Source organism: Thauera sp., from assembly GCF_047601425.1.
Lineage (GTDB): Bacteria > Pseudomonadota > Gammaproteobacteria > Burkholderiales > Rhodocyclaceae > Thauera.
In genome coordinates this window covers 582,931-609,388 of sequence record NZ_JASGJL010000001.1, presented here as the reverse complement: position 1 = coordinate 609,388, position 26,458 = coordinate 582,931, and the positions used below count along the sequence as shown (strand labels likewise).

Sequence of the window (26,458 nt, the reverse complement as noted above, 5' to 3'; positions counted from 1 at the left end):
CCTCCCCCTTCTCCTCAGACACTTCCGTGCTGGTCCGCGCCAAATGCACGCTGGCGAAGCTTGAACAGCTCGTCGCGCGCCGCGGCAGCCTTCTCGAACTCCAGATTGCGGGCGTGTTCCTGCATCTCCTTCTCCAGGCGCTTGATCGCCCGCGACAGCGCCTTCTCGTCCATCACCGCATAGTCGGCTTCCTTCTCGGCCACGCGCGCGGTGTCGCGCTTGGCGCCGTCCGAATCATAAACGCCATCGATGATGTCCTTGATCCGTTTCGTCACCGACTTCGGCACGATGCCATGGACCTCGTTGAAGTCGATCTGCTTCTGGCGGCGGCGCTCCGTCTCGCCGATCGCCGCCTTCATCGAGTCGGTCATGCGGTCGGCGTAGAGGATGGCGGTGCCGTGCAGGTGGCGCGCGGCGCGGCCGATGGTCTGGATCAGCGAGCGTTCGGAACGCAGGAAGCCTTCCTTGTCGGCATCGAGGATCGCCACCAGCGACACTTCGGGAATGTCCAGGCCCTCGCGCAGCAGGTTGATGCCGACCAGCACGTCGAATTCGCCCAGGCGCAGGTCACGGATGATCTCGACCCGCTCCACGGTGTCGATGTCCGAGTGCAGGTAGCGCACCCGGATGCCGTTGTCGGCGAGGTAGTCGGTCAGGTCCTCGGCCATGCGCTTGGTCAGCACGGTGACCAGCACACGCTCATTCACCGCGAGCCGCTTCTTGATCTCGCTCAGCAGGTCGTCGACCTGGGTCAGCGCCGGCCGCACCTCGACCAGCGGGTCGATCAGGCCGGTCGGACGCACCACCTGCTCGACCACCTGGCCCTGGTGCTCCTCCTCGTACTTCGCCGGCGTGGCCGAGACGAAGATCGTCTGCGGCATCAGGCGCTCGAACTCGTCGAACTTCAGCGGCCGGTTGTCCAGCGCCGAGGGCAGGCGGAAGCCGTAGCCGACCAGGTTCTCCTTGCGCGAGCGGTCGCCCTTGTACATGCCACCGACCTGGCCGATGGCGACGTGCGATTCGTCGACGAACAGCAGCGCGTCGGACGGCAGGTAGTCGATCAGCGTCGGCGGCGGCTCGCCCTGGCCGCGGCCGGAAAGATGGCGCGAGTAGTTCTCGATGCCCTTGCAGAAACCCATCTCGTTGAGCATCTCGAGGTCGAAGCGGGTGCGCTGCTCAAGGCGCTGCGCCTCCACCAGCTTGCCTTCGCGCTGGAAGAAGGCGACGCGCTCGCGCAGCTCCTCCTTGATCGCCTCGACCGCCTTCAGCACCGTGGCGCGCGGCGTCACGTAGTGGCTGGACGGATACACGGTGAAGCGCGCCAGCTTGTGGCGCAGATGCCCGGTGAGCGGGTCGAACAGGGTCAGGTGTTCGATCTCGTCGTCGAACATCTCGATCCGCACCGCGAGTTCGGCGTTTTCCGCCGGAAACACGTCGATGACGTCGCCGCGCACGCGGAAGGTGCCGCGGCGGAAGTCGATGTCGGCGCGGGTGTACTGCATCGCCACCAGGCGCTGGATCAGATCGCGGTGGGCCATGCGCTCGCCTTCGCGCAAGTGCAGGATCATCGCGTGGTAATCGACCGGATCGCCGATGCCGTAGATGCACGACACCGTGGCGACGATGACCACGTCGCGCCGCTCCATCAGGCTCTTGGTCGCCGACAGCCGCATCTGCTCGATGTGCTCGTTGACCGACGAATCCTTCTCGATGAAGAGGTCGCGCGAGGGCACGTAGGCTTCAGGCTGGTAGTAGTCGTAGTAGCTGACGAAGTACTCCACCGCGTTCTCGGGCAGGAACTCCTTGAACTCGGCGTACAACTGCGCCGCCAGCGTCTTGTTCGGCGCCAGCACCAGCGCCGGCCGCCCCATGCGGGCGATGACGTTGGCCATCGTGTAAGTCTTGCCCGAGCCGGTCACCCCCAGCAGGGTCTGGTACATCAGCCCGTCCTCGACGCCTTCGCACAGCAGGCGGATCGCCTCGGGCTGGTCGCCGGCGGGCGGAAACGGCTGGTGCAGGCGGAAAGGGCTGCCTTCGTAGCTCACCACCTGCGGCCCGTTCGCCGGGCTGTCCGACATGGTGTTTCCCGCGCTGTTGCCTTGACTCGTCATGCTAATATTTCGCCTTGCGTGTGCGGTGCACCAAGAACGGTGGACCGGACGAAAACGCCGATTATTTCCCAAATCGCGCAACAAGGCACGGCCTGCCGTTCCTGTTGCGCGGTCTCGCCACCGTAGAACCCTGGAGTCTTCATGTCTGCTTCGATCTTCGCCGCCGTCGAGATGGCACCCCGTGACCCGATCCTTGGCCTGAACGAGGCCTTCGCCGCCGACACCCGCGCCGAGAAGGTCAACCTCGGCGTCGGCGTGTACTACGACGACAACGGCAAGATTCCGCTGCTGGCCGCCGTCCGCGCCGCCGAGAAGGCCCGCCTCGAAGCCATGCCGCCGCGCGGCTATCAGCCCATCGAAGGCCCCGCCGCCTACAACGGCGCGGTACAGAACCTGTTGTTCGGCAAGGGCTCCGAACTGGCCACCAGCGGCCAGGTCGTCACCGTCGAAGCGCTCGGCGGCACCGGCGCGCTGAAGGTCGGCGCCGACTACCTGAAGCGCCTGCTGCCCGGCGCCACCGTCTATATCTCCGACCCGAGCTGGGAAAACCACCGCGCGCTGTTCGAGTCGGCCGGCTTCCCGGTTCAGACCTACGCCTACTACGACGCCGCCAGCCGCGGCGTGAACTTCGCCGGCATGAAGGCCAGCCTCGAAGCCGCCCCCGCCGGCTCGATCATCGTGCTGCACGCCTGCTGCCACAACCCCACCGGCGCCGACCTGTCCGACGCCCAATGGGATGAAGTCGTCGCCGTGTGCCGCAGCCGCGGCCTGGTGCCCTTCCTCGACATGGCCTACCAGGGCTTCGCCGACGGCATCGACGCCGACGCCGTCGCCGTGCGCGCCTTCTCCGCCAGCGGCCTGCAGTTCTTCGTCTCCAGCTCGTTCTCGAAGAGCTTCTCGCTGTACGGCGAGCGCGTCGGCGCGCTGTCGATCATCACCGCCAGCAAGGAAGAAGCCGGCCGCGTGCTGTCGCAGGTCAAGCGCGTGATCCGCACCAACTACTCCAACCCGCCGATCCACGGCGGCGCCATCGTCGCCGCGGTGCTGAACTCGCCCGAACTGCGCCAGCAGTGGGAAGACGAACTGGCCGGCATGCGCGACCGCATCCGCGCCATGCGCACCAGCCTGGTCGAGCAGCTGAAGGCCGCAGGCGTGGCGCAGGACTTCTCCTTCGTCATCAAGCAGCGCGGCATGTTCTCCTACACCGGCCTCAGCGCCGACCAGGTCGAGAAGCTGAAGACCGACTTCGGCATCTACGCCGTGTCGACCGGCCGCATCTGCCTGGCCGCGCTGAACTCGAAGAACATCGGCTACGTCGCCAAGGCCATCGCCCAGGTCGTCAAGGGCTGAGCGACGATCGGGATGGGGCGGTGAAGGCATAAAAATCACCGCTCCACCTTGACGCTGCAAGGCGCCATTCCTATAATGCGCGCCTCTGTTCCCCGATAGCTCAGTCGGTAGAGCGCCGGACTGTTAATCCGTAGGTCCCTGGTTCGAGCCCAGGTCGGGGAGCCAAAGTTTCAGAACCTGCCGTTTTCCATGGAAACGACAGGCAGCAGCAAAGACCGAGTTTCAGCACAAGTTTCAATTCCCCGATAGCTCAGTCGGTAGAGCGCCGGACTGTTAATCCGTAGGTCCCTGGTTCGAGCCCAGGTCGGGGAGCCAAATTCAAGGCCAGTCATCCAGCACACTTCGGTGTCGAGGATACTGGCCTTTTTCATTGCGTACCCGGAGCTCCCCTCCTCGCCCAATGGGCTGCGTATCGGACTGCATTCATCTGTCCGGCGCCCCATTTCAGCAATTGCAGTTATGAAGGTAAAACCATGTTCCCGGACATTCCCAGTCCCATCGATCTGCGCCGCATGGACGATGCACGCGAATGGGCCGACACGGCGATGACAAAAAGGCCCTGGCGCGTCGAGTTCTTCGAACTGTTTTCATCCTTGATCAGCCAGGTAGCACAGGGACGGCCTATCCGTGTTCTCGAGCTTGGCTCGGGGCCGGGCCTTCTGGCGGAGCATCTGCTGAAGGCCTTGCCTTCGGTGGAATATGTCGCACTGGACTTCTCACCTGCAATGCACGAGCTTGCTGCACAGAGGCTTGGTCCTCTTGCAGAACGAGTCCAATTCGTGGAACGAAGCTTTCGCGACGCATCCTGGGCCGAGGGCTTGGGCAGCTTCGAGGCTGTCGTCACGCTTCAAGCCGTTCACGAACTCCGTCACAAGGGCCATGCAGCTGGGCTTCATTCCCAAGCAAGGCAAATCCTCAGCCCGGACGGAAGCTATCTTGTCTGCGATCACTTTGCCGGTGAAGGCGGAATGTCCAATGACCAGCTCTACATGTCGGTGACCGAGCAACGCGCAGCTCTCGAACAAGCCGGATTCTCCGATGTGGATGAAGTACTGGTGAAAGGTACGCTTGCGCTTCACCATGCAAGAGTCCAACCAGCAGAAATGATCCTACGCTGAGGATCCCACTACCAGGCTGCGCAAGAACGACACATCCGCTGCTCCACGATGATGGACTCACACTTTCGACTAGCATCATGATCATAGTCATTGAAGGCGTCAGTGCTGCGGGAAAGACCACATGGGCGTCGCGGTACGCTCCAGCGGTCGTCAACGAAACAACAGCCACCCCGCCAACTGCAGATGACATGTCAGCAGCCCAATACTGGAGCGACAAGCACAGCGAACGCTGGCTACGCGGGCTGGAGCTTGAACGCACTCATGACGTCGTCTGTTTCGACACTGACCCGCTGAAGATCCACTACGCATGGTGCCTGTGGCAGATCGGAAGCGGTTCGCGCGAAACCTGGATGGCGAACGTCCAAGCCACCCGTAAGCGGATTTCGGAGAAGCAGCTCGGGTTCGCGGATCAAGTCGTATTTCTCGAGCCGCCGGAGCAAATCATCCGGCTGCAGAGAGCGGACGATAAGGCGCGGCTGCGTCGCAGCTTCGAGACACATATCCGCTTATATGGACCGCTGAGACGCTGGTACCTGCAATTGGAAACCTTATCGCCGGGCAGCGTGCTTTTCAATGCACATCAAGCCCAAGAATGGACACCGGCACGCTTGCGGGCAGATCGTTTCAGTCTCGAATTGTTCGACGCACTCATCGCCACAACCGATCGGCTCGGCTGGTAGCCGATCTCCCCATAAAAATCCGGTTACGCAAGCATCACTGGTCTTCAGGAAAAAAATGCACAACGGCAGCTGTCTCTGTGGCGCAATTTCATTCCGCTTGCGGTCCGAACCCAAGGCGGTGACGAACTGCCATTGCAGGATGTGCCAGAAGCAGCATGGCGCAGCATTCGCCACGTATGCAAGCATACCCAGGGCCGACCTGGAGTATCTGTCCGGACAGGAGCTTCTCACCGCTTACAACTCATCTGGAAGCATCGTCAGGAAGTTCTGCAGCATTTGCGGCTCCAATATCGAATGGAGCGGCAGCAATGAATTCGCTGACTGGGTATCGATACCCCTGGCATCGCTCGACACGGCTTTTGTGCCCATGAACATCGAGGATATTCACCTGGAGTCCGGTGCGCCCTGGTTGCACGCCAATCGGTAGGTAATCCACATGCGGATGCTGCCGAAGTCCCATCGACCCCCAGGCGCAAACGAATGAAGCCGACGAAATCCTGCCCTGTGCTTCTGCGCAGGGACGGCGAGGTCGGGATACTTGCGTTCCAGCATCCGATCGCCGGCTTTCAGATCGTGAAAGGCAGCATCGAGGAAGGCGAAAGTCCGGAGGAAGCCGCCATACGTGAACTTGCGGAAGAGTCTGGTGTTCAGAGTGGCATGAGGTTTTCCAGAAGGCACTGAAGTTCATTCGTTCGGCGCTGACATACGGCACCGGAAACTCAATTGAAGCAGGTTCGTGGCATAGGGATGGTTCAACCTCGGCCAACCAGACAGCACGCATTTTCACATTTACCCGAGCGGTATGGAAAGAATGCTATTTTTTACCGTTCGGCAGATAATTCTGCCTCATACGCAGACCACACAAGAAAATTCAGTCAGGCCCAAATTCGGCCAGACCTATTGAAGCGGAAGACGAATCATGCAATTTACAAGCATTCTGAAATCAGCCTTCACTGTCCTGTCGCTGGCAGCAGCATTGCACGCCAGCGCTACCGAACGCCCCGAGGTAGGCCGCTATGTGCAGGCCTATCAAGGCGAGGAAAACGTGACCGTCTACGTCGTACGCCTTGGACCTGCAGCACGGGCAGAAGCCCTGCTGCAGGTCACCGGCATCGACCATGAACTCGATGGCGTCATCCACAAGGCACGCGTGAGCAACGATGGCAGCAACACGCGCTCCTACCGGATTCCAGCGACAAGTGGTCGGGAAACAGTGGAAGTGTTGCGGCTGGAGCGCGACAGCGGCCGCCTGCTGCTCAATGTGTCTCCGCATGGCCTGACTGATTACCGCATCAGCTACAGCCGCCCTGCAAGCCTGGACACCAGCGCCGAACACATGCTGACTCGCTGGCTGGAGCAGGACAAACGACGGTAGGCCAAGAATTACCGCCTGCAGCAACACTTCACAATGCTGCTAGACTGAAATTCAAGCCTCCTTCCGAGACGCGCCATGGACATCGACCTCGCCGCCTTCCGCCTCAATGCCCTCGCCCTGCTGACGCGTACCGATGGCAGCGGCAAGACTACAAACTCCGGCCAGGCCGGCTTGTTCGAAGCGCTGCTGAAGCTGCAGACCATGCGCCTGCTTGGCACTTCCGGAAATAATGGTGTGAACAACGTGCTGTTGGGCGATACTTCGGCGCAGATGGAGTTCGTGCTCTCCCAGCTCGAAGCGAACAACAGCGCCTTCCTGCGGCGCTACAATGCGCGGGTCGAGTCAATCGGCGACGAGGCCAAGGTACTGACGCAACTTCGCGAACGGCTGGCCGAACTGGGCAGCGCCGGCGACGAGCTGAAGCAGCTCACGGTGGACAGCCCGGATGCCGACATCAAGGCCGCACTGAAGAACTTCATCGAACGCTACAACGCCTGGGACGCCGAGTTCGACCCCTACTTCGAGGACGGCGCCCTGCTCGACGACAACCAGGCGGGCGAAGTCGCGCGCTTTTCGATGCGCCGCGAAGTCGGCTCGATCTTTCATGGTGCGGGCAGCGGCGGCTTCGCCCTCGGCCTGACCGACATGGGCGTCAGCTTCACGCCCGACGGCCAGTTGACGTTCGACGAACGGGCTTTCGATGCAGCACTGCAGTCGGGGCGTGAAAGCGCGCTGCATACGCTGCACAACGTCGCCGGGGCGTTCTCCACTGCGGCAGAACTGCTCGCCGCCGACGGCCACCTGCTGGACCGCCGCATCGGCAACGCCGAACGCGCCGTGGCGTGGGCGGCGGAGAACCAGCGTTCGATGATGGCCGAATTCGGCCCGAACGCGACGGCGGCAAAGCTGGCGAAGTGGTACGGCTGAGCCTCGTGATCGGCTCCGCTTGACTTTTGCCCCGCTTCGCATAGACTCCCGGCCTTCAAGGGGAGTAGCTTCTCAAGCCGCAACATCGTCATCACGGCAGCCTGTCATCAGACACGCTCCCGGTGCTGCGGGCAAGGGAATCACCGGTTCTTCTGAGCCCTGATTCCTTGCAAGCGAGACCTTGCCCAAGGGCAAGGTCCGTGCACGTCAAACACATGCTGGGTCTGTGTCCTTCGGGAGCAGGCCCTTTTTGTTTTGTGCGGAGCACGCAATGGAATCGATCGGTACGTGGTGGATGTGGGCGGCGTTTGCCGCCATCGTGTTGGTGATGCTGCTGGTGGACCTGTTCGCCTTTGGCGGCGGCAAGCAGCACCGGGTGTCGCTGAAGGAGGCTGCCAGCTGGTCGCTGGCCTGGGTGACGGTGTCGCTGCTGTTCGCCGGCGGCTTGTGGTGGTATCTGGACGGCACGATGGGCCGCGCGATCGCCAACGAGCAGGCGCTGGCCTTCGTCACCGGCTATCTGGTCGAGAAGTCGCTGGCGGTCGACAACGTCTTCGTCTGGATGATGATCTTCAGCTTCTTCGCCGTGCCGCTGGAACTGCAGCGGAGGGTGCTGCTGTACGGCATCGTCGGCGCGATCGTGCTGCGCACGATCATGATCTTCGCCGGCAGTTGGCTGATCGCCGAATTCCACTGGCTGCTGTACGTGTTCGGCGCCTTCCTCGTGATCACCGGCATCAAGATGGTGTGGTTCGCCGAGCACGACCCCGACCTCGACAAGAACCCCTTCGTGCGCTGGATCCGCAACCACTACCCGGTCACCGAGCGCCTGGAAGGCGAACGCTTCCTCGTCGTCCGCGACGGCGTGCGCATGATCACCCCGCTCTTCCTCGCCCTGGTGCTGGTCGAGATCTCGGACGTGATCTTCGCGGTCGAACAGCATCCCGGCGATCTTCGCGATCACCACCGACCCCTTCATCGTGCTGACCTCGAACCTGTTCGCCATCCTTGGCCTGCGCGCGATGTACTTCCTGCTCGCCGACCTGGGTGACCGCTTCGAACTGCTGAAGTACGGCCTGGCAGCGATCCTGGTCTTCATCGGCACCAAGATGCTGATCGTCGAGTGGATCAAGATTCCGGTGCTGGTGTCGCTCGGCGTGGTCGCGGTGATCCTCGCCATCGCCGTCGGCGCGAGCCTGTGGCACAGCGCGAAGAAGAGGTCGCAGGCCTGATGCTTCAGGCGCGCAGCCAGGATGCCGCCTCGGCAGCGAAATGCTCGACGAGGCGGTCGAATACCAGCCTGATCCGCGCCGCCACCGGCCCGCGCTGAGGACGATAGACCGACAGCCCCCAGGGTTCGGGGCGGAACTCGGGCAGCACCTCGACCAACCTGCCTGCACGCAGGTGCGGCTGGGCCAGCGGCGCCGCCAATTGACCGAAGCCGATGCCGGCCAGCACCGCATCGGCTTCGGCGCGGGTATCGTCGGTGGCGAAGGCCGGCGCGCGCGGCAGCCATTGCTGGCCGCGCGCGAGGAACCACACCCAGGGCTTGCCGGTGTTCGGGTCGATGACGGCAGTGGCCGGCCGCTCGGCCAGTTCCTGCAAAGTCCGCGGTAAACCGACCCGCTCGATCAGCGAGGGCGCGCCGACGATGTGGAAAGGCACCTGTGCCACCGCGCGGGCGACGAAGCGGCTGTCGCGCAGCGAGCCGAGCCGCACGCCGATGTCGATCTGCTCATCGACCACGTCCACGAACTGGTCGGACAGACGCAGATCCAGCTGCAGCCCCGGATGGAGGGCACACAGTTCGCCCAGCACCGGGGTCAGCCAGTCGCGTTGCAGCGCGCGCGGTGCGGTGATGCGCACCAGGCCGCCGAGGCCGCTGTCCTGCTCCTTCGCACTTCTCTCGAACAGCTCATCCACGCCCTTGACACTGATGCGCGCGCGAGCCGCCAGTTGCTCGCCGAATTCGGTGATGCGGGTGTGGCGGGTGTTGCGGTGGAACAGCAGTTCACCGACGTGGCCTTCGAGCTCCTTCACCGCCCGCGTCACCGCCTGCGGCGACACGCCGAGCCGGGTCGCCGCCTCCTTGAAGTTGCGGGTTTCGGCCGCGGTGCAAAAGATCCGCAGCATTTCCAGGCGGTTCAGCATCGTGTGATTCCTGCATCTGACGACAGTCCCAATTATTCCATTTATCGGAATTCTGAAATCAAAAACTATTCATTCATTGGATCAATCCGTCTTGGAATACTCATGGGTTCCGACGCTTGGCCTCCTGCGGCCAGGCCGTGCAGAAGAACGACAGGAGCCCGCAGCCATGACCATCAAATCCCGTGCCGCCGTTGCCTTCGCCGCCGGCGAGCCGCTGAAGATCGTCGAGATCGACGTCGAGCCGCCGCGCAAGGGCGAAGTGCTGGTGAAGATCACCCACACCGGCGTCTGCCACACCGACGCGTTCACGCTGTCCGGCGACGATCCGGAAGGAATCTTCCCCGCCGTGCTCGGCCATGAAGGCGCCGGCATCGTGGTCGAAGTCGGCGAAGGCGTGACCAGCGTCAAGCCGGGCGACCACGTCATTCCGCTATACACCGCCGAGTGCGGCGAATGCCTGTTCTGCAAGAGCGGCAAGACCAACCTGTGCGTGTCGGTGCGCGCCACTCAGGGCAAGGGCGTGATGCCCGACGGCAGCACCCGCTTCTCCTACAACGACCAGCCGATCTACCACTACATGGGCTGCTCGACCTTCTCCGAATACACCGTGGTCGCCGAAGTGTCGCTGGCCAAGGTCAATCCGGAAGCCAACCCCGAGCACGTCTGCCTGCTCGGCTGCGGCGTCACCACCGGCATCGGCGCGGTGCACAACACCGCCAAGGTGCAGGAAGGCGATTCGGTCGCGGTGTTCGGCCTCGGCGGCATCGGCCTGGCGGTGATCCAGGGCGCGCGCCAGGCCAAGGCCGGCCGCATCATCGCGATCGACACCAACCCGTCGAAGTTCGAGCTGGCGAAGCAGTTCGGCGCCACCGACTGCGTGAACCCGAAGGACCACGACAAGCCGATCCAGCAGGTCATCATCGACATGACCGGCTGGGGCGTGGACCACAGCTTCGAGTGCATCGGCAACGTCAACGTGATGCGCGCGGCGCTGGAATGCGCACACCGCGGCTGGGGCCAGTCGGTCATCATCGGCGTGGCCGGCGCGGGGCAGGAAATCTCCACCCGGCCGTTCCAACTGGTGACCGGCCGCAAGTGGATGGGCACCGCCTTCGGCGGCGTCAAGGGCCGCAGCCAGCTGCCGGGCATGGTCGAGGACGCGATGAAGGGCAAGATCGAACTCGCGCCCTTCGTCACCCACACCATGGGGCTGGAGAAGATCAACGACGCCTTCGACCTGATGCACGAAGGCAAGTCGATCCGCTCGGTCATCCACTTCTGATCGAAGCGGGGAAGCGAGCATGCAACGCATCGAACACCGCGCCTGCTTCGGCGGCTGGCAGGACGTCCATCGCCACCGCTCCGACGTGCTGGGCTGCGAGATGAACGTCGCCGTTTACCTGCCGCCGCAGGCGGCGGGCGGTACGAAGCTGCCGGTGCTGTACTGGCTGTCCGGCCTGACCTGCACCGAGCAGAACTTCATCACCAAAGCCGGCGCGCAGCGCTACGCCGCCGAACACGGCCTCATCATCGTCGCGCCGGACACCAGCCCGCGCGGCGACGACGTCGCCGATGCCGACGGCTACGATCTCGGCAAGGGTGCAGGTTTCTACCTCAACGCCACCGAGCGGCCCTGGGCGCAGCATTACCGGATGTACGACTACGTCGTCACCGAACTGCCGGCGCTGGTCGAAGCCAGCTTCCCGGCCAGCGATGCGCGCGGCATCAGCGGCCATTCGATGGGCGGGCACGGCGCGCTGAGCATCGCGCTGAAGAACCCCGGCCGCTACCGCAGCGTGTCGGCCTTCTCACCGATCGTCGCGCCGACCCAGGTGCCCTGGGGCGAAAAGGCCTTCTCGAACTACCTCGGCGAGAACCGCGAAGCCTGGAAGCAGTACGACAGCGTGGAACTGGTCGCCTCGGCCGGCGAGAAGCTGCCGCTGCTGGTCGATCAGGGCGACGCCGACGAATTCCTCGACGGCCAGCTCAAGCCGCAACTGCTGCAGGCCGCCTGCGAGGCCGCCGGCCATCCGCTGATACTGCGCATGCAGCCGGGCTACGACCACAGCTACTACTTCATCGCCAGCTTCATCGGCGACCACCTGCGCCATCATGCGCAGGCGCTGCTTGGCAATACCGCCGCCAGGTAATTGGTGGCGGCTTCAGCTTTGCGTAGGAGCGGCTTTAGCCACGAACAGAGCTGCGATACTGTCGCCACGGCCTGTTGCCACGGCCGCTATCGCGGTTAAAGCCGCTCCTACCTGTTTGTTCAGCGGCTCCCCCCCATGCCCTTCTCCCACGACCTGCCGCCGACCTCGAACACTACGGTCCGCAACGTCCGCCGTGATTTCAGCGAATGGCACCTGGGCCGCCCCTATTACCTTCTATGGGCGCTGGACGTCGATGTGACGCCGGTGCGCCAGCGCGTGGCTGCGACCCAGCAACATCTGTCCGGACTTCTGCTCGACGGCTACCTGCGCCAGCCGCACGTCACCGTCGGCCTGTGCGGCTTTCCCAGCCCGGCGCCGGTGCACGAGGACGATTTCGGCCCCGAACTGCTGCACAAGCAGATCGAGGCGCTGAACGGCCTGCGGCCCGAAGCCTTCGACATCGAAATCGGCGCACTCGACGGCTTCAGCTCCGCGCCCTATCTCGCCGTCCATGACGACAACGGACACATCGAGCGCCTGCGTTCCTGCCTGAGCCATGCCCCGCAGATGCTGGCCCACGGCGATTACCGCCCGCACGTCACCGTCGGCCTGTACGGCGGCGCCTGGCCGCTGGATGCCGTCCATGCCCGGCTGGCGGCTTTCTCGGCAGGCGACGCTTTGCGGCTGCGCATCACCCGCATCAGCCTGTTCGGCTACGCCAGCGGGGAAATCGGCGGCAGACTGAGCCGCATCGCCGACTACGATTTCGTCAGCAGCCGCTGCATACCTGCAGCGGACTGTACGGAGCTGCTGCCCTTTCCCCTGCCCTGACACATCACCTACCAGATTCAGCGCGCTCGGCCGCTGATCCAAGCAACTGGTGATAGGTGATGTAGACCTCTTCACGCTCGTAGCCCAGGGACTCGTACAGACTCTGCGCGATCCTGTTGGTCGTCGCCGTATCGAGCGTCAGGCGCTGCGCGCCCTCTCTGGCGAACACATCCGTGAGGTGATTCATCAGGTACCTTGCATACCCCTTCTTCCTGAACGGCTCCCTCACATACAGATCGGACAGGTAGTAATAGGGCCGCATCGCCAGTGAGCAGACCGCCGGATACAACTGGGAAAAGGCCAGGGGTTCACCGCGATCGTCCACCAGCAGAAAAAGCCGCGAGCGCTGCTCCACGAGGTTCTGCCGGATGAAGGCGCGCGCGGCCGGAAGGTCATCGGGCTGCTCGTAGAAAATCCGATAGTCGTTGAACAGCCCGGCCAGCACCTCCAGATGTGTTTCGTTGCACTCGGTGATCTGCACGCTCGTTTCCCGGGTATCAGACGCTGTGCCGCCGACGGTGCTGCCGCGAACCCACCGCCCCCTCGGCATCGGCATGCGCATGGCGTGCCGCAGTCATCTCGGCCAGCACGGCGGCAACCTTGTGGTTCAGCGTGCCCTTGGGGATCACGCCCTTGGCGTCGGGTTCGCCCGCTTCCACGCCGGTCAGCACGCTCATCGCCTCATCGACCGTCTTCACCGCATGGATGTGGAACAGGCCTTGCGCCGCCGCCTGCACCACGTCCTCGCGCAGCATCAGATGGCGCACGCTGGCCGCGGGGATGACGACGCCGTGGCTGCCGTCCAGCCCGCGCGCCATGCACAGGTCGTAGAAGCCTTCGATCTTCTCGTTGACGCCGCCGATCACCTGCACTTCGCCGAACTGGTTCACCGAACCGGTGATGGCGAAACGCTGCTGGATCGGGATCTGCGTCAGCGCCGACAGCAGCGCGCACAGTTCGGCCAGCGACGCCGAATCGCCTTCGACCGGCGCATATGACTGCTCGAACACCAGGCTCGCCGACAGCGACATCGGCTGGTGGCGGGCGTAGCGTGCGGCGAGGAAGGCCGACAGGATCAGCACGCCCTTGGAGTGGATGGCGCCGCCCAGTTCGGTCTCGCGCTCGATGTTGACCACGTCGCCCTCGCCCATGCGCACCGTCGCGGTGATCCGCACCGGATGGCCGAAGCGCTCGCCGGCCAGCTCGACCACCACCAGGCCGTTGATCTGGCCGGCGCGCTCGCCGTCGGTGGAGATCAGCGTCGTACCGTCGAGGATGGATTCGCGCACGCGGGACGGGTAGCGGTTGCAGCGCCGCGCGCGTGCTTCGAGCGCGGCCTCGACTTCGGCGCGGCCCGTCGCGGCCAGGCCCTTCAGGCGGGCCTGATGATCGGCTTCGCGCATCAGGTCGGACAGCGCGCGGGTGTTCAGCGACAGCCGGCCGGCGTCCTCGGCCAGGCGGGCGCCCTCCTCCACCAGCCGCGCGACGCCGCTGCGGTTGACCGGCAGCAGCTTGGCGCTGCGCACCAGCAGCGCCATCAGCCGGGCGTACTCGCATTCGTTGTCGGGCGTGCGCGGCAGGTCGTCGTCGAAGTCGGCCGCGACCTTGAACAGGTCGGCGAACTCCGGGTCGTTGTCCATCAGCAGGTAGTAGATGTCGCGGTCGCCGATCAGCACCACTTTCAGCGCGCTCGGCACCGCCTCCGGCTCCAGCGTCAGCGCGCCGCTCCAGCCCTGGGCCTCGGCCGGCGGCTCGATGCGGATCTCGCCCGCGCGCAGGCAGCGCTTCAGGCCTTCCCAGGCGTAAGGCTGGGTCAGCAGGCGTTCGGCGTCGAGCACCAGGTAGCCGCCGTTGGCGCGGTGCAGTGCGCCGGCGCGGATCAGGTTGAAATGGGTGACCTGGTTGCCCTGCTGCACGACGTGTTCGATGCGGCCGATCAGGTTGCCGTAGCCGGGGTTGTTCTCGAACACCACCGGCGCCCCCTGCGAAGCCGAATGATCGACCAGCAGCTTGACCTGGTAGCGCTGGTAACGTGCTGCCTCCTCGGACTCGGTGGCGTCCTCGTCCATCTCGTCGAGCATCGTGCCCCGGATCGCGCTGTCGAGCACATCCTTGTGCACCGCATCCAGAAAGGCGAGCACTTCGGGCAGGTCGGCGTGGGCTTCGCGCACATCGCGCAGCAGGTGCGACACCGCCGGCCCCAGCACTTCGGCTTCGGCGCGCTCGATCGATTCGCGCACCGCCTTGCGCCAGCCGGGAAAATCGTTGAGCAGGTCTTCGAGCTTCTCGCTCCAGGCGGTGACGCGCGCCTCGATGGCCTTGCGTTCCTCCTCGGGCAGCGCCTCGAACGCTTCGGGCGACATCACCTCGCCTTCGCGCGTGGGCGCGAAGACGAAACCTTCCGGCGTCTGCAGCAGCGAGATCGACTCCGCGCCGCAGGCTTCGCCGAGCTCGCGCAGCGCGCCGTCCTCGCGCGCCTTGTGGGCATTCTGCAGCGCCTCGACGCGCTCGCTGTGGGCCTCGCTGTCGAGCGCCGCGCCCAGCGCGGGGCCGAGTTCGCGGATGAAGGTCTGCATGTGGCTGCGCAGCGTGGCGCCGCGGCCGGCCGGCAACGCGAGCAGCCTGGGCTTCAGCGCCTCGTCGAAGTTGTGCAGGTAGCACAGGTCCGGCGGCACCGGCTCGGTCGCCGCGCGCTCGCGCAGCAGGCGGAAGGTGGTGGCGTGCTTGCCGCTGCCCGGCTCGCCCAGCACGAAGACGTGGTAGCCGCTGTGGCCCATGGCCAGGCCGAACCTGATCGCCTCGACGGCGCGCGCCTGGCCGAGGTCGCCGGCGTGGCCGCCGGACGGATCGTCGAGGGATTCAGTGGTGTCGAAGGTGAAGCAGGCGGGGTCGCAATAGGTACGCAGTGCCGATGCCGGCAGGGCCACGGGTTCGGCCATCGTTGTCGTTCTCCAGAAGCCGGATTCGATCCGGAGCCGAATGATACACCGTGGCCCGCGTCAGCCCCGGCAGCGCTCCCTGGCTGCCTTCCTTGCGCCGCACTGCGCCACTGCCGATAATCCGCACACTCCGAACAGCAGCCGCACATGAAAGTCATCCCCATCCACGATGCCGCAGTCCCCATGCCGTCCGGCAAGACGGCAGCGGCCCCCGCTGCCGGCGCCGTGCTCGACCGCCTCGGGCGCAGCATGCACGACCTGCGCATCTCGGTCACCGACCGCTGCAACTTCCGCTGCATCTACTGCATGCCGCGCGAAGTGTTCGACGACGACTACGCTTTCCTGCCGCGGCGCGAACTGCTCAGCTTCGAGGAAATCCTGCGCGTGGCACGGCTGTTCGTCGCCCGCGGCGTGCGCAAGATCCGCATCACTGGCGGCGAGCCGCTGCTGCGCAAGCACCTGGAAAACCTCATCGAAATGCTCGCCCGGCTCGACGGCGTCGAAGTGACGCTGACGACCAACGGCGTGCTGCTGCCGAAGATGGCCCGCCGCCTCAGGGATGCCGGCCTGAACCGCGTCACGGTCAGCCTGGACGCGCTCGACGACGCCCTGTTCCGCCGCATGAACGACGCCGACTATCCGGTGGAGAAGGTGCTGGAAGGCATCGCCGCGGCCAGTGATGCCGGCCTTGGCCCGATCAAGGTCAACATGGTGGTCAAGCGCGGCACCAACGACGGCGACATCGAGGCGATGGCGGCGCATTTCCGCCACAGCGGCCACATCCTGCGCTTCATCGAGTTCATGGACGTCGGCGCCTCCAACGGCTGGAAGATGGACGAAGTCCTGCCCTCTCGCGAAGTCGTCGCCCGCATCGACCGCCTTCATCCGCTGGAGCCGGTGTCGGCCAACTACGTGGGCGAAGTCGCCCAGCGCTGGCGCTACAAGGACGGTGCCGGAGAGATCGGCGTGATCTCGTCGGTGACGCAGGCCTTCTGCTCGTCCTGTACCCGCATCCGTTTATCGACCGAAGGCAAGCTCTACACCTGTCTGTTCGCCCAGCAAGGCCACGACCTGCGCAGCCTGCTGCGTGCGAATGCGGGCGATGCCCAACTGGACGCCCGCCTCGACGCTGCGATCGCCCACGTGTGGCAGCAGCGCGAAGACCGCTATTCCGAGATCCGCACCGCCGAGACCGCGGCACTGCGCAAGATCGAGATGTCCTACATCGGCGGCTGAAACATGGCTCCGCACTCTCATCCGAAATGCCGCGAAAGCCGGATTGATCAAGGCCGCGGACTCGCAGGCATTGCAAAATGCGAATCCGCCCCAATCTGGAATCGGCCCGCTCTCGACGCCAACCAGCGGCCCTCGAGCGCACACGCCTGATAACGAACCTGATACCCGACCGGAGAACAACCGATGCGCCAAGCCGAACGCGCCATCTTCGACCTGCGACGCGGCCTCCCCATCCTGGTGCGCGACAACGGCAGCACCACCCTGATCCAGGCCGTCGAAGGCCTGGACGACAAGGCGCTGGCCAAACTGCAGGCGCTCGGCGCCAGCCAGCCCCGCCTGGTGCTGTCCAGCCACCGCATGGCAGCGCTGGGCTTCGGCGACACAGAACAGCCGGCCGCCGTCTCGCTGTCTCCGCTGCCCGACAGCAAGGGCCTGCACGAACTGGCCAGCAAACGCGATGCCCGCCTGCCCGAAGGCGCTCACCATGCGCCGGCCGGCAAGGCCGACCGCGCGGCCGTCCGCCTGCTGTCGCATGCGCTGCTGGTGCCCGCCGCCATCGCCTGCGACGTTGCCGCAGCGCAGGCCGCGCAGGTGGAAGCCGAGGTGGCGAACGGCAACCTGCTGGTGGTCGATGCCGATACCGCGCTGCAGCTGGGCGTCGGCGGTCCCGCTGCGCTGAACCGCATCAGCGAGGCCCGCGTGCCGCTGGCCGAAGCCGAGCAAAGCCGCTTCGTGCTGTTCCGCGAGGCCGACGGCGTCCATGAACACGTCGCCGTCGTCATCGGCGACCCGGCCAGTTGGCCCGAGGACGTGCCGGTGCGCCTGCACTCGTCCTGCCTCACCGGCGACCTGTTCGGCAGCCTGCGCTGCGACTGCGGCGAACAGCTGCGCCGCGGCGTGGCGGCGATCAACGCGCAGGGCGGCGGCGTGCTGCTCTACCTGTCGCAGGAAGGGCGCGGCATCGGCCTGGCCAACAAGCTGCGCGCCTACGGCCTGCAGGACGAAGGCCTGGACACCATCGACGCCGACCAGACCATCGGCTTCTCGAAGGACGAGCGCAACTTCCGCGTCGCCCACGAAATGCTGGAACAGCTCGGCGTCTCGCGCATCCTGCTGTTGACCAACAACCCCAGCAAGGTGGAAGCTCTGCAGCGCGCCGGCATCAAGGTCGCCGCGCGGCAGGCGATCTACGGCGAAGTCACGCAGCAGAACCAGCGCTACCTGGCGACCAAGGCCGCACGGCACGGGCACTGGCTGCACGAACTGCTCGACGAGCAGGACGAGCCGTCGCTGCAGCCCGAGAGCCTGCCTGCTCCCGAGGCCGCCGCGCGCAACTGAAGCCAACCGATCGCCAAAGGCGAGCACGATGACATCCACCCGGCCGCCCGGCTGCGACGACGGTGAACCTCCGCCAGCAGGCGGCCTCTCGTACAGATGCCGCATCAGGCTGCTGAATGCCGTGATCGCAGTGGCTTGTCTCCTCGCCGTCGCAGCGCTGTGGCTGATCACCTTCCAGCGCATCGCCTTCGAGCGCGATCAGGCCGTCGCTGCGGCGATGAAGTCGAACACCAACCTGGCGATCGCCTTCGAGCAGCAAGTCTTCCGCACGCTGAAGACTGCCGAGCAGATCGCCGTCTTCGTGCGCGACCTCTACATGCAGCAGGGCCGCGCCGTCGATCTGCGCCAACTGGCCAACCAGCGAACCATCCGCGAAGCTGCGTTCAGCATCGTCAGCGTGGTGGGCGAAAATGGCGACATCCTCAGCAGCACCAGCCTGCGCGCAAGCAGCGTCATCAACTACGCCGACCGCGAATTCTTCTTCGCCCAGCGCGAACCGGGCGCAGACACGCTGTTCATCAGCCAACCGGTGCTCGGCCGAGTCTCCGGGCATTGGCAGATTCCGATGTCGATGCGCATCGCGCTGCCGGACGGCAGCTTTGGCGGCGTCGTCGTGATGTCGGTGCGGCCAGCCGAATTCACCAACTTCTACGAACAGGCCGACCTCGGGCAGCAAGGCTTGCTGGAACTGGGCAAGCTCGACGGCGCGGTGCTGAGCAGAAAAATCGGCGGCAGGAACGAGTCCGCCCAGGATGCCGCACCCTTCGCCTGGTTCAGCCGCCGCCAGACGGAGCCCGAGGGCGGCTTCGTGGACGATGGCCAGGCCCTCGATGGCGTGGCGCGCATCGTCAGCTACAGGACCTTGGCGGGCTACCCGCTGATGGTGGCCGTGGGTACCTCGTACGAGGATGAACTCGCAGCAGCCCGGCAACGGGAGGGACGTTACCTGTTGATGGCGGGCAGTATTTCACTGGCACTGTTGCTGTTTGCCAGCCTGCTCATCCTGATGCTGGCACGCCAGCGCACGGCCGTCAGCGCCGTGCAGGCCAGCGAAGCCCTGTTCCGGGCCACCTTCCACCAGGCAGCGATGGGCATTGCCCACATCGCCCCGGATGGCCGCATCATCGGTGCGAACGAAAAACTCTGCCTGATGCTCGGCTACAGCGAGGAGGAACTGCGCGCGCGGACGATCTTCGAACTGGGCGACAGGCACGATGAAGAACGCGTCCGCATGCAACTGCAGCAACGCCTGTCGGCGCCGCTATCGGCGTTCTTCCCCGAAATCGAGAAAACCTACCGGCGCAAGGATGGCTCCATCCTGTGGGTCTGCGAAGCCCTCAGCGCAGTCACCGACGTCAACGGCCAGGCCCGATTCCTTGTCGCGGTGACACAGGACATCACGGCCCGCAAGGAACTCGAAGAGCGGCTCTCGCATGCGGCCTTGCACGATCCGCTGACCGGCCTGCCCAACCGCCTGATGTTCATGGACCGCTTCGACCAGGTGCTGGAATCGGCGCGCCGCCACGGCGGACTTGCCGGCATCCTGTACATCGACCTGGATGGCTTCAAGGGGGTCAACGACAGGCTCGGCCATGCGACTGGCGACCAGCTGCTGTGTGAAGTCGGCCGGCGCCTGCAGAACTGCGTCCGCGCCGAGGATACCGTGGCACGCTTCGGCGGCGACGAATTCGGTGTCGTGCTGGCCTCGCTGGGCAAGGCCGAGGACTGCGAAGCCGTGGCACGGAAGATCATCACGGCACTGGCCACGCCATTCGACCTGGCAGCCAACGAGGCCAGCAGCACCGTCATCCGTGTTTCGGCCAGTGTCGGCGCTGCCGTGTATCCGGTGCATGGCACCGACATCGCCATCCTGCTGAACCTGGCCGACACGGCAATGTATGCCGCCAAGAACGCCGGCCGGAACCAGTTCACCTCGGCGCCGGGCAGCCAGCCTGCGCAGCCCTGAACACGGTTCCGGCCCGTTGCCTGCCTGCGCTCAGCCTTCGACCGGCCTGACCTTGCCCGCTGCCAGCGTGGCGCGCTCGCGCGCCTCGGTCACATCAACGCCATTGGCGACCGCCACGCCCATGCGGCGCTTGACGAAGGCTTCGGGTTTGCCGAACAGGCGCAGATCGCTGCGCGGCACCGCCAGCGCCTCGGCGACGCCCTCGAAGGCGATGCCGGCCGCGTCCATGCCGCCGTAGATCACCGCCGATGCGCCCGGCTCGCGCAGCGCGGTATCCACCGGCAGGCCGAGGATGGCGCGGGCGTGCAGTTCGAACTCGGAGAAGCGCTGCGAGCACAGCGTGACCAGGCCGGTATCGTGCGGCCGCGGGCTGACTTCCGAGAACCACACCTGGTCACCCTTGACGAAGAGTTCGACACCGAACAGGCCGCGGCCGCCGAGATTGCCCGTCACTGCCTCGGCGATGCGGCGCGACTCGGCCAGCGCCGCCGCGCTCATCGGCTGCGGCTGCCAGGACTCGACGTAGTCGCCGGCCACCTGCCGGTGGCCGATCGGCTCGCAGAAATGCGTCCTGACCACGCCGTCCGGATCGCGTGCGCGCACCGTCAGCAGCGTGATCTCGTAGTCGAAATCGACGAAGCCCTCGACGATCACCCTGCCCTGGTTCACCCGTCCGCCGGCTGCGGCGTAATCCCAGGCCTTGGCCACGTCGTCCGGTCCGCGCAACGTCGATTGGCCCTTGCCCGACGAGGACATCACCGGCTTGACGATGCAGGGATAGCCGATGCCGCCGTCGATGGCGGCCTGCAGCGCTTCGAGCGAATCGGCAAAGCGGTAGGGTGAAGTGGGCAGGCCCAGTTCCTCGGCGGCAAGGCGGCGGATGCCTTCGCGGTTCATCGTCAGCCGCGCGGCACGCGCGGTGGGGATGACTTCGGCCAGGCCGGCGGCCTCGATCTCGCCCAGCATGTCGGTGGCGATGGCCTCGATCTCGGGCACGATCAGGTGCGGGCGCTCGGCCTCGACCAGGGCGCGCAGCGCGGCGCCATCGGTCATCGGCATCACGTGGGCGCGATGCGCCACCTGATGGGCCGGCGCATCGGCATAGCGGTCGACCGCGATCACCTCGACGCCGAGGCGCTGCAGCGCAATGGCGACTTCCTTGCCCAGCTCGCCGGCGCCGAGCAGCATCACGCGCAGCGCGCCGGACGACAAAGGGGTACCCAGCTTCATGCAATCACTCCTTGAAAGCGGAATCGCGATTCGACCGCGGAGTGCGCATGGTAATACGAGTGCTGCGGCGGTGGCCGTGGGCCCGGCCGCTGCGGTTCAATCCGCTTCCGCCTCCGCCGGCCGTTCATAGCGGTAGAGCAAGGTGTTGCACGCGGTGCAGGAGACGACGCGGCGCAGATCCTTGCCGGAGCCGAGCCCATCGTCCTTCAGCTCGGTCTTGCCGCAGGCATGGCAGGCCGGTTCGCTGCGGCCGTGCGCAGCGAGGAAATCCTCGCGCAGCGGCAGGGCGCGCTTCTGCTTCTCCTGGCGCTGGTGCGCATACAGCAGCAGCCACATGAAGAAGAACAAGCCCATCAGGAACAGCATCGGCACGAATTTGGACATGGGCGTCGGTCTCGCAAGGCAAAGGACGGAGGATTCCAGTCTAGGCATGCAGGCAAGCCCTGTACCTGTCAGGGATCAAGTGCGGGGACTGACCGCCTCGCCGGGCTCGGGTTCCAGTTCGTCGAGACGCGCCGACTCGATCTTGTGGAAATGCGCGCTGATCTTGCGGCTGGAAGTCTGCACGTCCTGCACGTCGCGGCTGGCCTGCTCGATGTGGCGCGCCAGCGCCGCCATGCGTTCGTCGAAGCGCTGGAAGTCCTTCGCCAGCTTGCCCAGCGCATCCTGGATGACGTGGATCTGCTTGCGCGTCTCGACGTCCTTGAGCACTGCGCGGGCGGTGTTCAGGACTGCCATCAGCGTGGTCGGCGACACGATCCAGACCCGCCTGAGCTGGGCATGGGCGATGATCTCGGGGTGATAGGCATGGACTTCGGCGAACACCGCCTCGGCCGGCAGGAACATCACCGCGCCATCCGACGTGGTGCCGGGCAGGATGTACTTGCCGGCGATGGCATCGACGTGGCGTCGGAGGTCGATGCGGAAGGCGCGCTGCGCGGCATCCCGCTCGACCGGTCCGGCGGCATCGAACATGCGGTGGTAGTTCTCCAGCGGGAACTTGGCATCGACGGCGATGCAGCCGGTCGGCTCCGGCAGGCTCAGCAGGCAATCGACGCGCGTGCCGTTCGGCAGCACCTGCTGGAAGGAGAAGGCGTCGGGCGGCAGCATGTTGCGCACCAGGGCTTCGAGCTGCACTTCGCCGAAGGCGCCGCGCGCACGCTTGTCGCCGAGCAGTTCCTGCAGGCTGACGACGTTGGTGGTGAGGCCGTCGATCTTCTTCTGCGCCTCGTCGATCGTCGCCAGCCTCGCCATCACGCTGGCAAAAGTCTCGTTGGTCTTGCGGAAACCCTCATCGAGACGCTGGTTGACCTGGCCGGACAAGGTATCCAGGCGCCCGTCCACGCTTTGCGTCAGCGCCTGCATGCCGCGCGACAGCTGCATCGACGCGGCAGTCAGCCCGCGCTGCAGCAGATCCCGGTCGGCACGCGCATGCTCGCCGATGCGGTCGGTCTGGCGTGCCAGGCCCTCGTGCAGGTCGCGCAGGATCTCGCGGTGCTGGGCGCCGAGCTGCTGTTCCACCGCATCTTCCAGATATTCCACCGCCCGCCGCGGCACGTCCCGTTCGATGCCGTGCAGGCGCACCAGCACCCACACCAGCAGCAGCGCGACTGCAGCCAGCGCCGCCAGCAGCAGCTCGGTTTCATTCATCATCGGCATATCGGCCAATACTCTACCGAACAATGCGGCCTATCGCCGGCAGCAGCGCTGCCCGCCGCATTGTAGAATCGCGTTTTCACCTCAAGGTCCCCGCTCACGTCATGGCAGCCTTCATCACTGAAAAAGTCCTCTCGGTCCATCACTGGAACGACACCCTGTTCTCCTTCACTACCACACGCGACCGCGCACTGCGGTTCGAGAACGGCCAATTCGTGATGATCGGCCTGGAAGTGGACGGGAAGCCGCTGATGCGGGCCTACTCGATCGCCAGCCCCAACTACGAGGAAAACCTCGAATTCCTCAGCATCAAGGTGCAGGACGGCCCGCTGACCTCGCGCCTGCAGCACCTGCAGCCGGGCGACAGCCTGCTGGTTTCGCGCAAGCCGACCGGCACCCTGGTGCTGCACGACCTGAAGCCCGGCAAGCACCTCTACCTGTTCTCCACCGGCACCGGCCTGGCGCCCTTCATGAGCGTGATCCGCGACCTCGACGTCTACGACCACTTCGACAAGGTCGTGCTGATCCACGGCGTGCGCTACGTCAGCGAACTCGCCTACAACCACTACATCACCCACGAACTGCCCCAGCACGAATTCCTCGGCGAGGCGATCAGCGAAAAACTGATCTACTACCCCACGGTCACCCGCGAACCCTTCCGCAACCAGGGCCGCCTGACGACGCTGATCGAAGACGGCAAGCTGTTCGAAGATATCGGCCTGCCGCCGCTGGACCCCGCGGTGGACCGCGTGATGATCTGCGGCAGCGCGGCGATGCTGAAGGACTCCCGCGACCTGCTCGACCGCCGCGGCTTCCAGGTGTCGCCGCGCATCGGCCAGCCGGGCGACTACGTGATCGAGCACGCCTTCGTCGAGAAATGAGCCCACGCCGATGAAGCCGCCTCAGGCCAGCGCACGCAGGCTGGCCAGCGGCGGCCGCGACAACAGCCGGCGGGTGCCCAGCCAGCCGCCGGCGACGACACCCGCCGCACCCAGCAGCACCGCCACCACCACCGGCAGCAGCGCCGGCACGTAGCTCATCTTGAACACCTGCTCGGCCAGCACCCAGCCGATCGCGCTGGCGCCGATGCCGGCCAGCACACCCGCCACGCCGCCGAGCACGAGAAACTCCGCCAGCAGCGCCTGCCGCACCTGACGGTTGCGCGCGCCCAGCGTGCGCAGCATCGCCAGTTCATACTCGCGCTCGTCGTGGGTAGCCTGCAGCGCCGCATACAGCACCACCAGGCCGGCCAGCACCGCAAAGCCGAACACGAACTGCACGATGACGATCAGCTTGTCGGTCATCGCCTGCACCTGCGCCAGCACCGCAGCGACGTCGATCACCGACAGGTTGGGGAAAGCGTTGACCAGCCGGGTGGTGAAATCATGGTTCGCCGCCGGCAGATTGAAGCTGGTGATCAGGCTGGCGGGGTAGTCCTCCAGCAGCCCTTCCGACGCGATGAAGAAGAAATTCACCCGCATCGAGTCCCAGTCGAGCTTGCGCACGCTGGTGATCGGCGCCTCGACGCGCTCGCCGGCGATCTCGAAGCTCACGCGGTCGCCCAGCTTCAGGCCGAAGGTCTGCGCCAGCCCCGCCTCCACCGACAATTGCGGCGTACGCTCGCCGCCGTGCCAGTTGCCGGCCTGCACTTCGTTGCCGCCGGGCAAGCGGGCGGAATAGGACAGGTTGAACTCGCGCTCGGCCAGGCGGCGGGTGCGCTCGTCCTCGTAGCTTTCGGGCGCGATCGGCTCGCCATTGATCGCCACCATGCGGCCGCGGATCATCGGCTGGATGTCGGGTACCGGCATCCCTGCCTCGGCGAACAGCGCCGCCACGCCGGCGCGCTGGTCGGGCTGGATGTTGATGACGAAGCGGTTGGGCGCATCCGGCGACGCCATCGCGCGCCAGTTGTCGAGCAGGTCGGCCCGCACCAGGGTCAGCAGCAGCAGCGCCGTCATGCCCAGGCCGAGCGCCGCAGCCTGGATCACGCTGCCGCCCATGCGCCGGCCCAGCGCGGCGATGCCGTAACGCCAGCCGCCGCCGCGCAGGCTGCCCTGCCCCTTCAGGCTGCCCGCCAGCTTCAGCACCCACCAGGCGGCAAGCGCGAATACGCCCAGCGCCACCGCGAAGCCAGCGGCCACCATCGCCCCCAGCCGGGCATCGGCCGCGATCCAGAAGATAAGGCCGAGCAGCGCGGCCAGCCCCAGCGCCCAGGCCGTGCCCGACAGCGGCTCCGCCAGGTCGAACTCGCGCCGCAGCACGCGCAGGGTGCTGACCTTGCCCAGGCGCAGCAGCTGCGGCAGTACGAAGCCGGCCAGCAGCACCATGCCGACCACCACGCCGTGCGCCAGCGGCAGCAGCGAAGGCGCCGGCAGCTCGGTGGCGAGGATCTCGCGCAAACCGCCGGCCAGCCCCCATTGCACCATCCAACCCAGCGCGGTGCCAGCCACTGCGGCGGCGAGGCCGAACAGCAAGAATTCGCCGACGACCACGCCCAGCACCTGGGCCTGGCTGGCGCCCAGCACCCGCATCACCGCGCAGCCGTCGAGGTGGCGGGCCATGAAGCGCCGTGCCGACAGGCCCACCGCGACCGCAGCGAGAATCACCGCCAGCAGCGCGGCGAGGCGCAGGAAGCGCTGCGCCTGGTCGAGTGCGGCACGGACTTCGGGGCGGGCGTTTTCCACCGTCTCGACGCGCTGGCCGCGGCCCAGACTGCCCTGTGTCCACTGCTCGTAGGCTTCGACCGCCTGCGGCCCGCCGGCGATATGCAGGCGCCAGGTGGCGCGGCTGCCTTCGACCAGCAGGCCGGTGGCATCCAGATCCTTCAGATTGAAGATCGCGCGCGGCAGCAGGCTGAAGAAGTTGGCGCCACGGTCGGACTCGAACGTCACCATCGCGCCGACGCGGAATTCGACTTCGCCGAGGCCGACCCGATCGCCGACCGCGACTCCCAGCTCGGCGAACAGGCGTTCGTCCAGCCAGACTTCACCCGGCGCCGGCACGCGCCCGGCAACTTCGTCCGGCTGGTTGGGGCCGACTGCGATGCGGATCGCGCCACGCAGCGGGTAGCCGTCCTCGACGACCTTGACGCCGGTCAGCACCGCCGCCTCTTCGGTGCTCGCCATGCTGGTGAACAACACCGTTTCGGCAGTCTGCAAACCGCGTTGCCGGGCTCCGCCAGCGACCTCCGCCGGCCACGGCCGGTCGGCGCTCAACAGCAGGTCGCCGCCCAGCAGTTGATTGGCCTCGCGGTCCAGCGCGCGGCCGACGCGGTCGGCCAGGAAGCCCACGCTGGTCAGGCTGGCCACGGCGATGACGATCGCCAGCCCGAGCAGGTGCAGCTCGCCCGCACGCAGGTCGCGCAGCATCATGCGGAAAGCCAGGCGCAGCGTCTTCATCC

At 65.8% G+C, this 26,458-nt stretch carries 22 protein-coding genes, 2 tRNA genes and 1 pseudogene; 17 read left to right on the top strand and 8 right to left on the bottom strand.

Annotated features, from left to right (window positions below; all coding sequences use genetic code 11):
- Nucleotides 1-14: 14 nt before the first annotated feature.
- Entirely contained in the window at nt 15-2,111 is a 2,097-nt protein-coding gene (gene uvrB, locus QM748_RS03030; protein WP_415245584.1) for an excinuclease ABC subunit UvrB, read from the bottom strand.
- A gap of 141 nt (nt 2,112-2,252) precedes the next feature.
- On the opposite strand from uvrB, the gene QM748_RS03025 reads away from it, so the two are divergent.
- The 10 genes and pseudogenes from QM748_RS03025 (at nt 2,253) to QM748_RS02980 (ending at nt 8,793) form a co-directional block, all read left to right on the top strand.
- Entirely contained in the window at nt 2,253-3,461 is a 1,209-nt protein-coding gene (locus QM748_RS03025; protein WP_415245583.1) for an amino acid aminotransferase, read from the top strand.
- Between the two features lie 89 nt (nt 3,462-3,550).
- Nucleotides 3,551-3,626: transfer RNA gene (locus QM748_RS03020), tRNA-Asn, on the top strand.
- 74 nt (nt 3,627-3,700) lie between these two features.
- Nucleotides 3,701-3,776: transfer RNA gene (locus tag QM748_RS03015), tRNA-Asn, on the top strand.
- Between the two features lie 158 nt (nt 3,777-3,934).
- Nucleotides 3,935-4,579: a class I SAM-dependent methyltransferase gene (locus tag QM748_RS03010; RefSeq protein ID WP_415245582.1), complete on the top strand. Its 645-nt coding sequence runs from the start codon at nt 3,935-3,937 to the stop codon at nt 4,577-4,579.
- 77 nt (nt 4,580-4,656) lie between these two features.
- Nucleotides 4,657-5,259 (top strand): hypothetical protein, encoded by a 603-nt coding sequence (locus QM748_RS03005; protein WP_415245581.1) that lies wholly within the window; start codon nt 4,657-4,659, stop codon nt 5,257-5,259.
- A 55-nt stretch (nt 5,260-5,314) separates the two neighbouring features.
- Entirely contained in the window at nt 5,315-5,686 is a 372-nt protein-coding gene (locus QM748_RS03000; protein WP_415245580.1) for a GFA family protein, read from the top strand.
- A 53-nt stretch (nt 5,687-5,739) separates the two neighbouring features.
- Nucleotides 5,740-5,940, top strand: a complete 201-nt coding sequence (locus tag QM748_RS02995) for an NUDIX domain-containing protein (protein WP_415245579.1) — start codon at nt 5,740-5,742, stop codon at nt 5,938-5,940.
- Nucleotides 5,941-6,178: 238 nt separating this feature from the next.
- Nucleotides 6,179-6,634, top strand: coding sequence for a hypothetical protein (locus QM748_RS02990; RefSeq protein WP_415245578.1), 456 nt, complete (start codon nt 6,179-6,181; stop codon nt 6,632-6,634).
- Nucleotides 6,635-6,709: 75 nt separating this feature from the next.
- On the top strand, nt 6,710-7,561 hold the full coding sequence (locus QM748_RS02985) for a hypothetical protein (RefSeq protein ID WP_415245577.1): 852 nt from the start codon (nt 6,710-6,712) through the stop codon (nt 7,559-7,561).
- A 271-nt stretch (nt 7,562-7,832) separates the two neighbouring features.
- Nucleotides 7,833-8,793: pseudogene (locus tag QM748_RS02980) on the top strand (TerC family protein).
- Between the two features lie 4 nt (nt 8,794-8,797).
- Here the strand turns inward: QM748_RS02980 and QM748_RS02975 are convergent.
- The gene (locus QM748_RS02975) at nt 8,798-9,712 is read right to left on the bottom strand and encodes a LysR family transcriptional regulator (protein ID WP_415245576.1); all 915 of its coding nucleotides are present in this window, start codon (nt 9,710-9,712) and stop codon (nt 8,798-8,800) included.
- 172 nt (nt 9,713-9,884) lie between these two features.
- Here QM748_RS02975 and QM748_RS02970 point away from each other — a divergent pair, with 172 nt between their 5' ends.
- From QM748_RS02970 to QM748_RS02960, 3 genes are all read left to right on the top strand, one after another.
- Nucleotides 9,885-10,994: an S-(hydroxymethyl)glutathione dehydrogenase/class III alcohol dehydrogenase gene (locus QM748_RS02970; RefSeq protein WP_415248006.1), complete on the top strand. Its 1,110-nt coding sequence runs from the start codon at nt 9,885-9,887 to the stop codon at nt 10,992-10,994.
- Between the two features lie 19 nt (nt 10,995-11,013).
- The gene (gene fghA, locus QM748_RS02965; RefSeq protein WP_415245575.1) at nt 11,014-11,862 is read left to right on the top strand and encodes an S-formylglutathione hydrolase; all 849 of its coding nucleotides are present in this window, start codon (nt 11,014-11,016) and stop codon (nt 11,860-11,862) included.
- 135 nt (nt 11,863-11,997) lie between these two features.
- Nucleotides 11,998-12,693 carry a 2'-5' RNA ligase family protein gene (locus QM748_RS02960; RefSeq protein ID WP_415245574.1) on the top strand — a complete coding sequence of 232 codons (696 nt, stop codon included), beginning with the start codon at nt 11,998-12,000 and terminating at the stop codon, nt 12,691-12,693.
- Nucleotides 12,694-12,697: 4 nt separating this feature from the next.
- Here the strand turns inward: QM748_RS02960 and QM748_RS02955 are convergent, their stop codons facing one another.
- Nucleotides 12,698-13,174 (bottom strand): GNAT family N-acetyltransferase, encoded by a 477-nt coding sequence (locus QM748_RS02955; protein WP_415245573.1) that lies wholly within the window; start codon nt 13,172-13,174, stop codon nt 12,698-12,700.
- 16 nt (nt 13,175-13,190) lie between these two features.
- The gene (locus QM748_RS02950; RefSeq protein WP_415245572.1) at nt 13,191-15,632 is read right to left on the bottom strand and encodes a Lon protease family protein; all 2,442 of its coding nucleotides are present in this window, start codon (nt 15,630-15,632) and stop codon (nt 13,191-13,193) included.
- 147 nt (nt 15,633-15,779) lie between these two features.
- Here QM748_RS02950 and moaA point away from each other — a divergent pair, with 147 nt between their 5' ends.
- The 3 genes from moaA to QM748_RS02935 all read left to right on the top strand — a co-directional run bounded on the left by moaA (nt 15,780) and on the right by QM748_RS02935 (nt 20,172).
- Nucleotides 15,780-16,868 (top strand): GTP 3',8-cyclase MoaA, encoded by a 1,089-nt coding sequence (gene moaA, locus QM748_RS02945; protein ID WP_415245571.1) that lies wholly within the window; start codon nt 15,780-15,782, stop codon nt 16,866-16,868.
- 183 nt (nt 16,869-17,051) lie between these two features.
- Nucleotides 17,052-18,206 carry a GTP cyclohydrolase II gene (locus QM748_RS02940; RefSeq protein ID WP_415245570.1) on the top strand — a complete coding sequence of 385 codons (1,155 nt, stop codon included), beginning with the start codon at nt 17,052-17,054 and terminating at the stop codon, nt 18,204-18,206.
- Between the two features lie 130 nt (nt 18,207-18,336).
- Entirely contained in the window at nt 18,337-20,172 is a 1,836-nt protein-coding gene (locus QM748_RS02935; RefSeq protein ID WP_415245569.1) for a diguanylate cyclase domain-containing protein, read from the top strand.
- Nucleotides 20,173-20,202: 30 nt separating this feature from the next.
- On the opposite strand, the gene purT is transcribed toward QM748_RS02935, so the two are convergent.
- From purT to QM748_RS02920, 3 genes are all read right to left on the bottom strand, one after another.
- Entirely contained in the window at nt 20,203-21,402 is a 1,200-nt protein-coding gene (purT, locus tag QM748_RS02930; protein WP_415245568.1) for a formate-dependent phosphoribosylglycinamide formyltransferase, read from the bottom strand.
- A gap of 96 nt (nt 21,403-21,498) precedes the next feature.
- Nucleotides 21,499-21,786: a hypothetical protein gene (locus QM748_RS02925; RefSeq protein ID WP_415245567.1), complete on the bottom strand. Its 288-nt coding sequence runs from the start codon at nt 21,784-21,786 to the stop codon at nt 21,499-21,501.
- Nucleotides 21,787-21,861: 75 nt separating this feature from the next.
- Nucleotides 21,862-23,052, bottom strand: coding sequence for a DNA recombination protein RmuC (locus QM748_RS02920; RefSeq protein WP_415248005.1), 1,191 nt, complete (start codon nt 23,050-23,052; stop codon nt 21,862-21,864).
- Between the two features lie 110 nt (nt 23,053-23,162).
- Between QM748_RS02920 and QM748_RS02915 the strand changes: the two genes are divergently transcribed.
- A complete protein-coding gene (locus QM748_RS02915; protein WP_415245566.1) occupies nt 23,163-23,939 on the top strand; it encodes a ferredoxin--NADP reductase in 777 nt (258 codons plus the stop codon).
- Between the two features lie 21 nt (nt 23,940-23,960).
- Here the strand turns inward: QM748_RS02915 and QM748_RS02910 are convergent, their stop codons facing one another.
- On the bottom strand, nt 23,961-26,456 hold the full coding sequence (locus QM748_RS02910) for an ABC transporter permease (protein WP_415245565.1): 2,496 nt from the start codon (nt 26,454-26,456) through the stop codon (nt 23,961-23,963).
- Between the last annotated feature and the right edge of the window lie 2 nt (nt 26,457-26,458).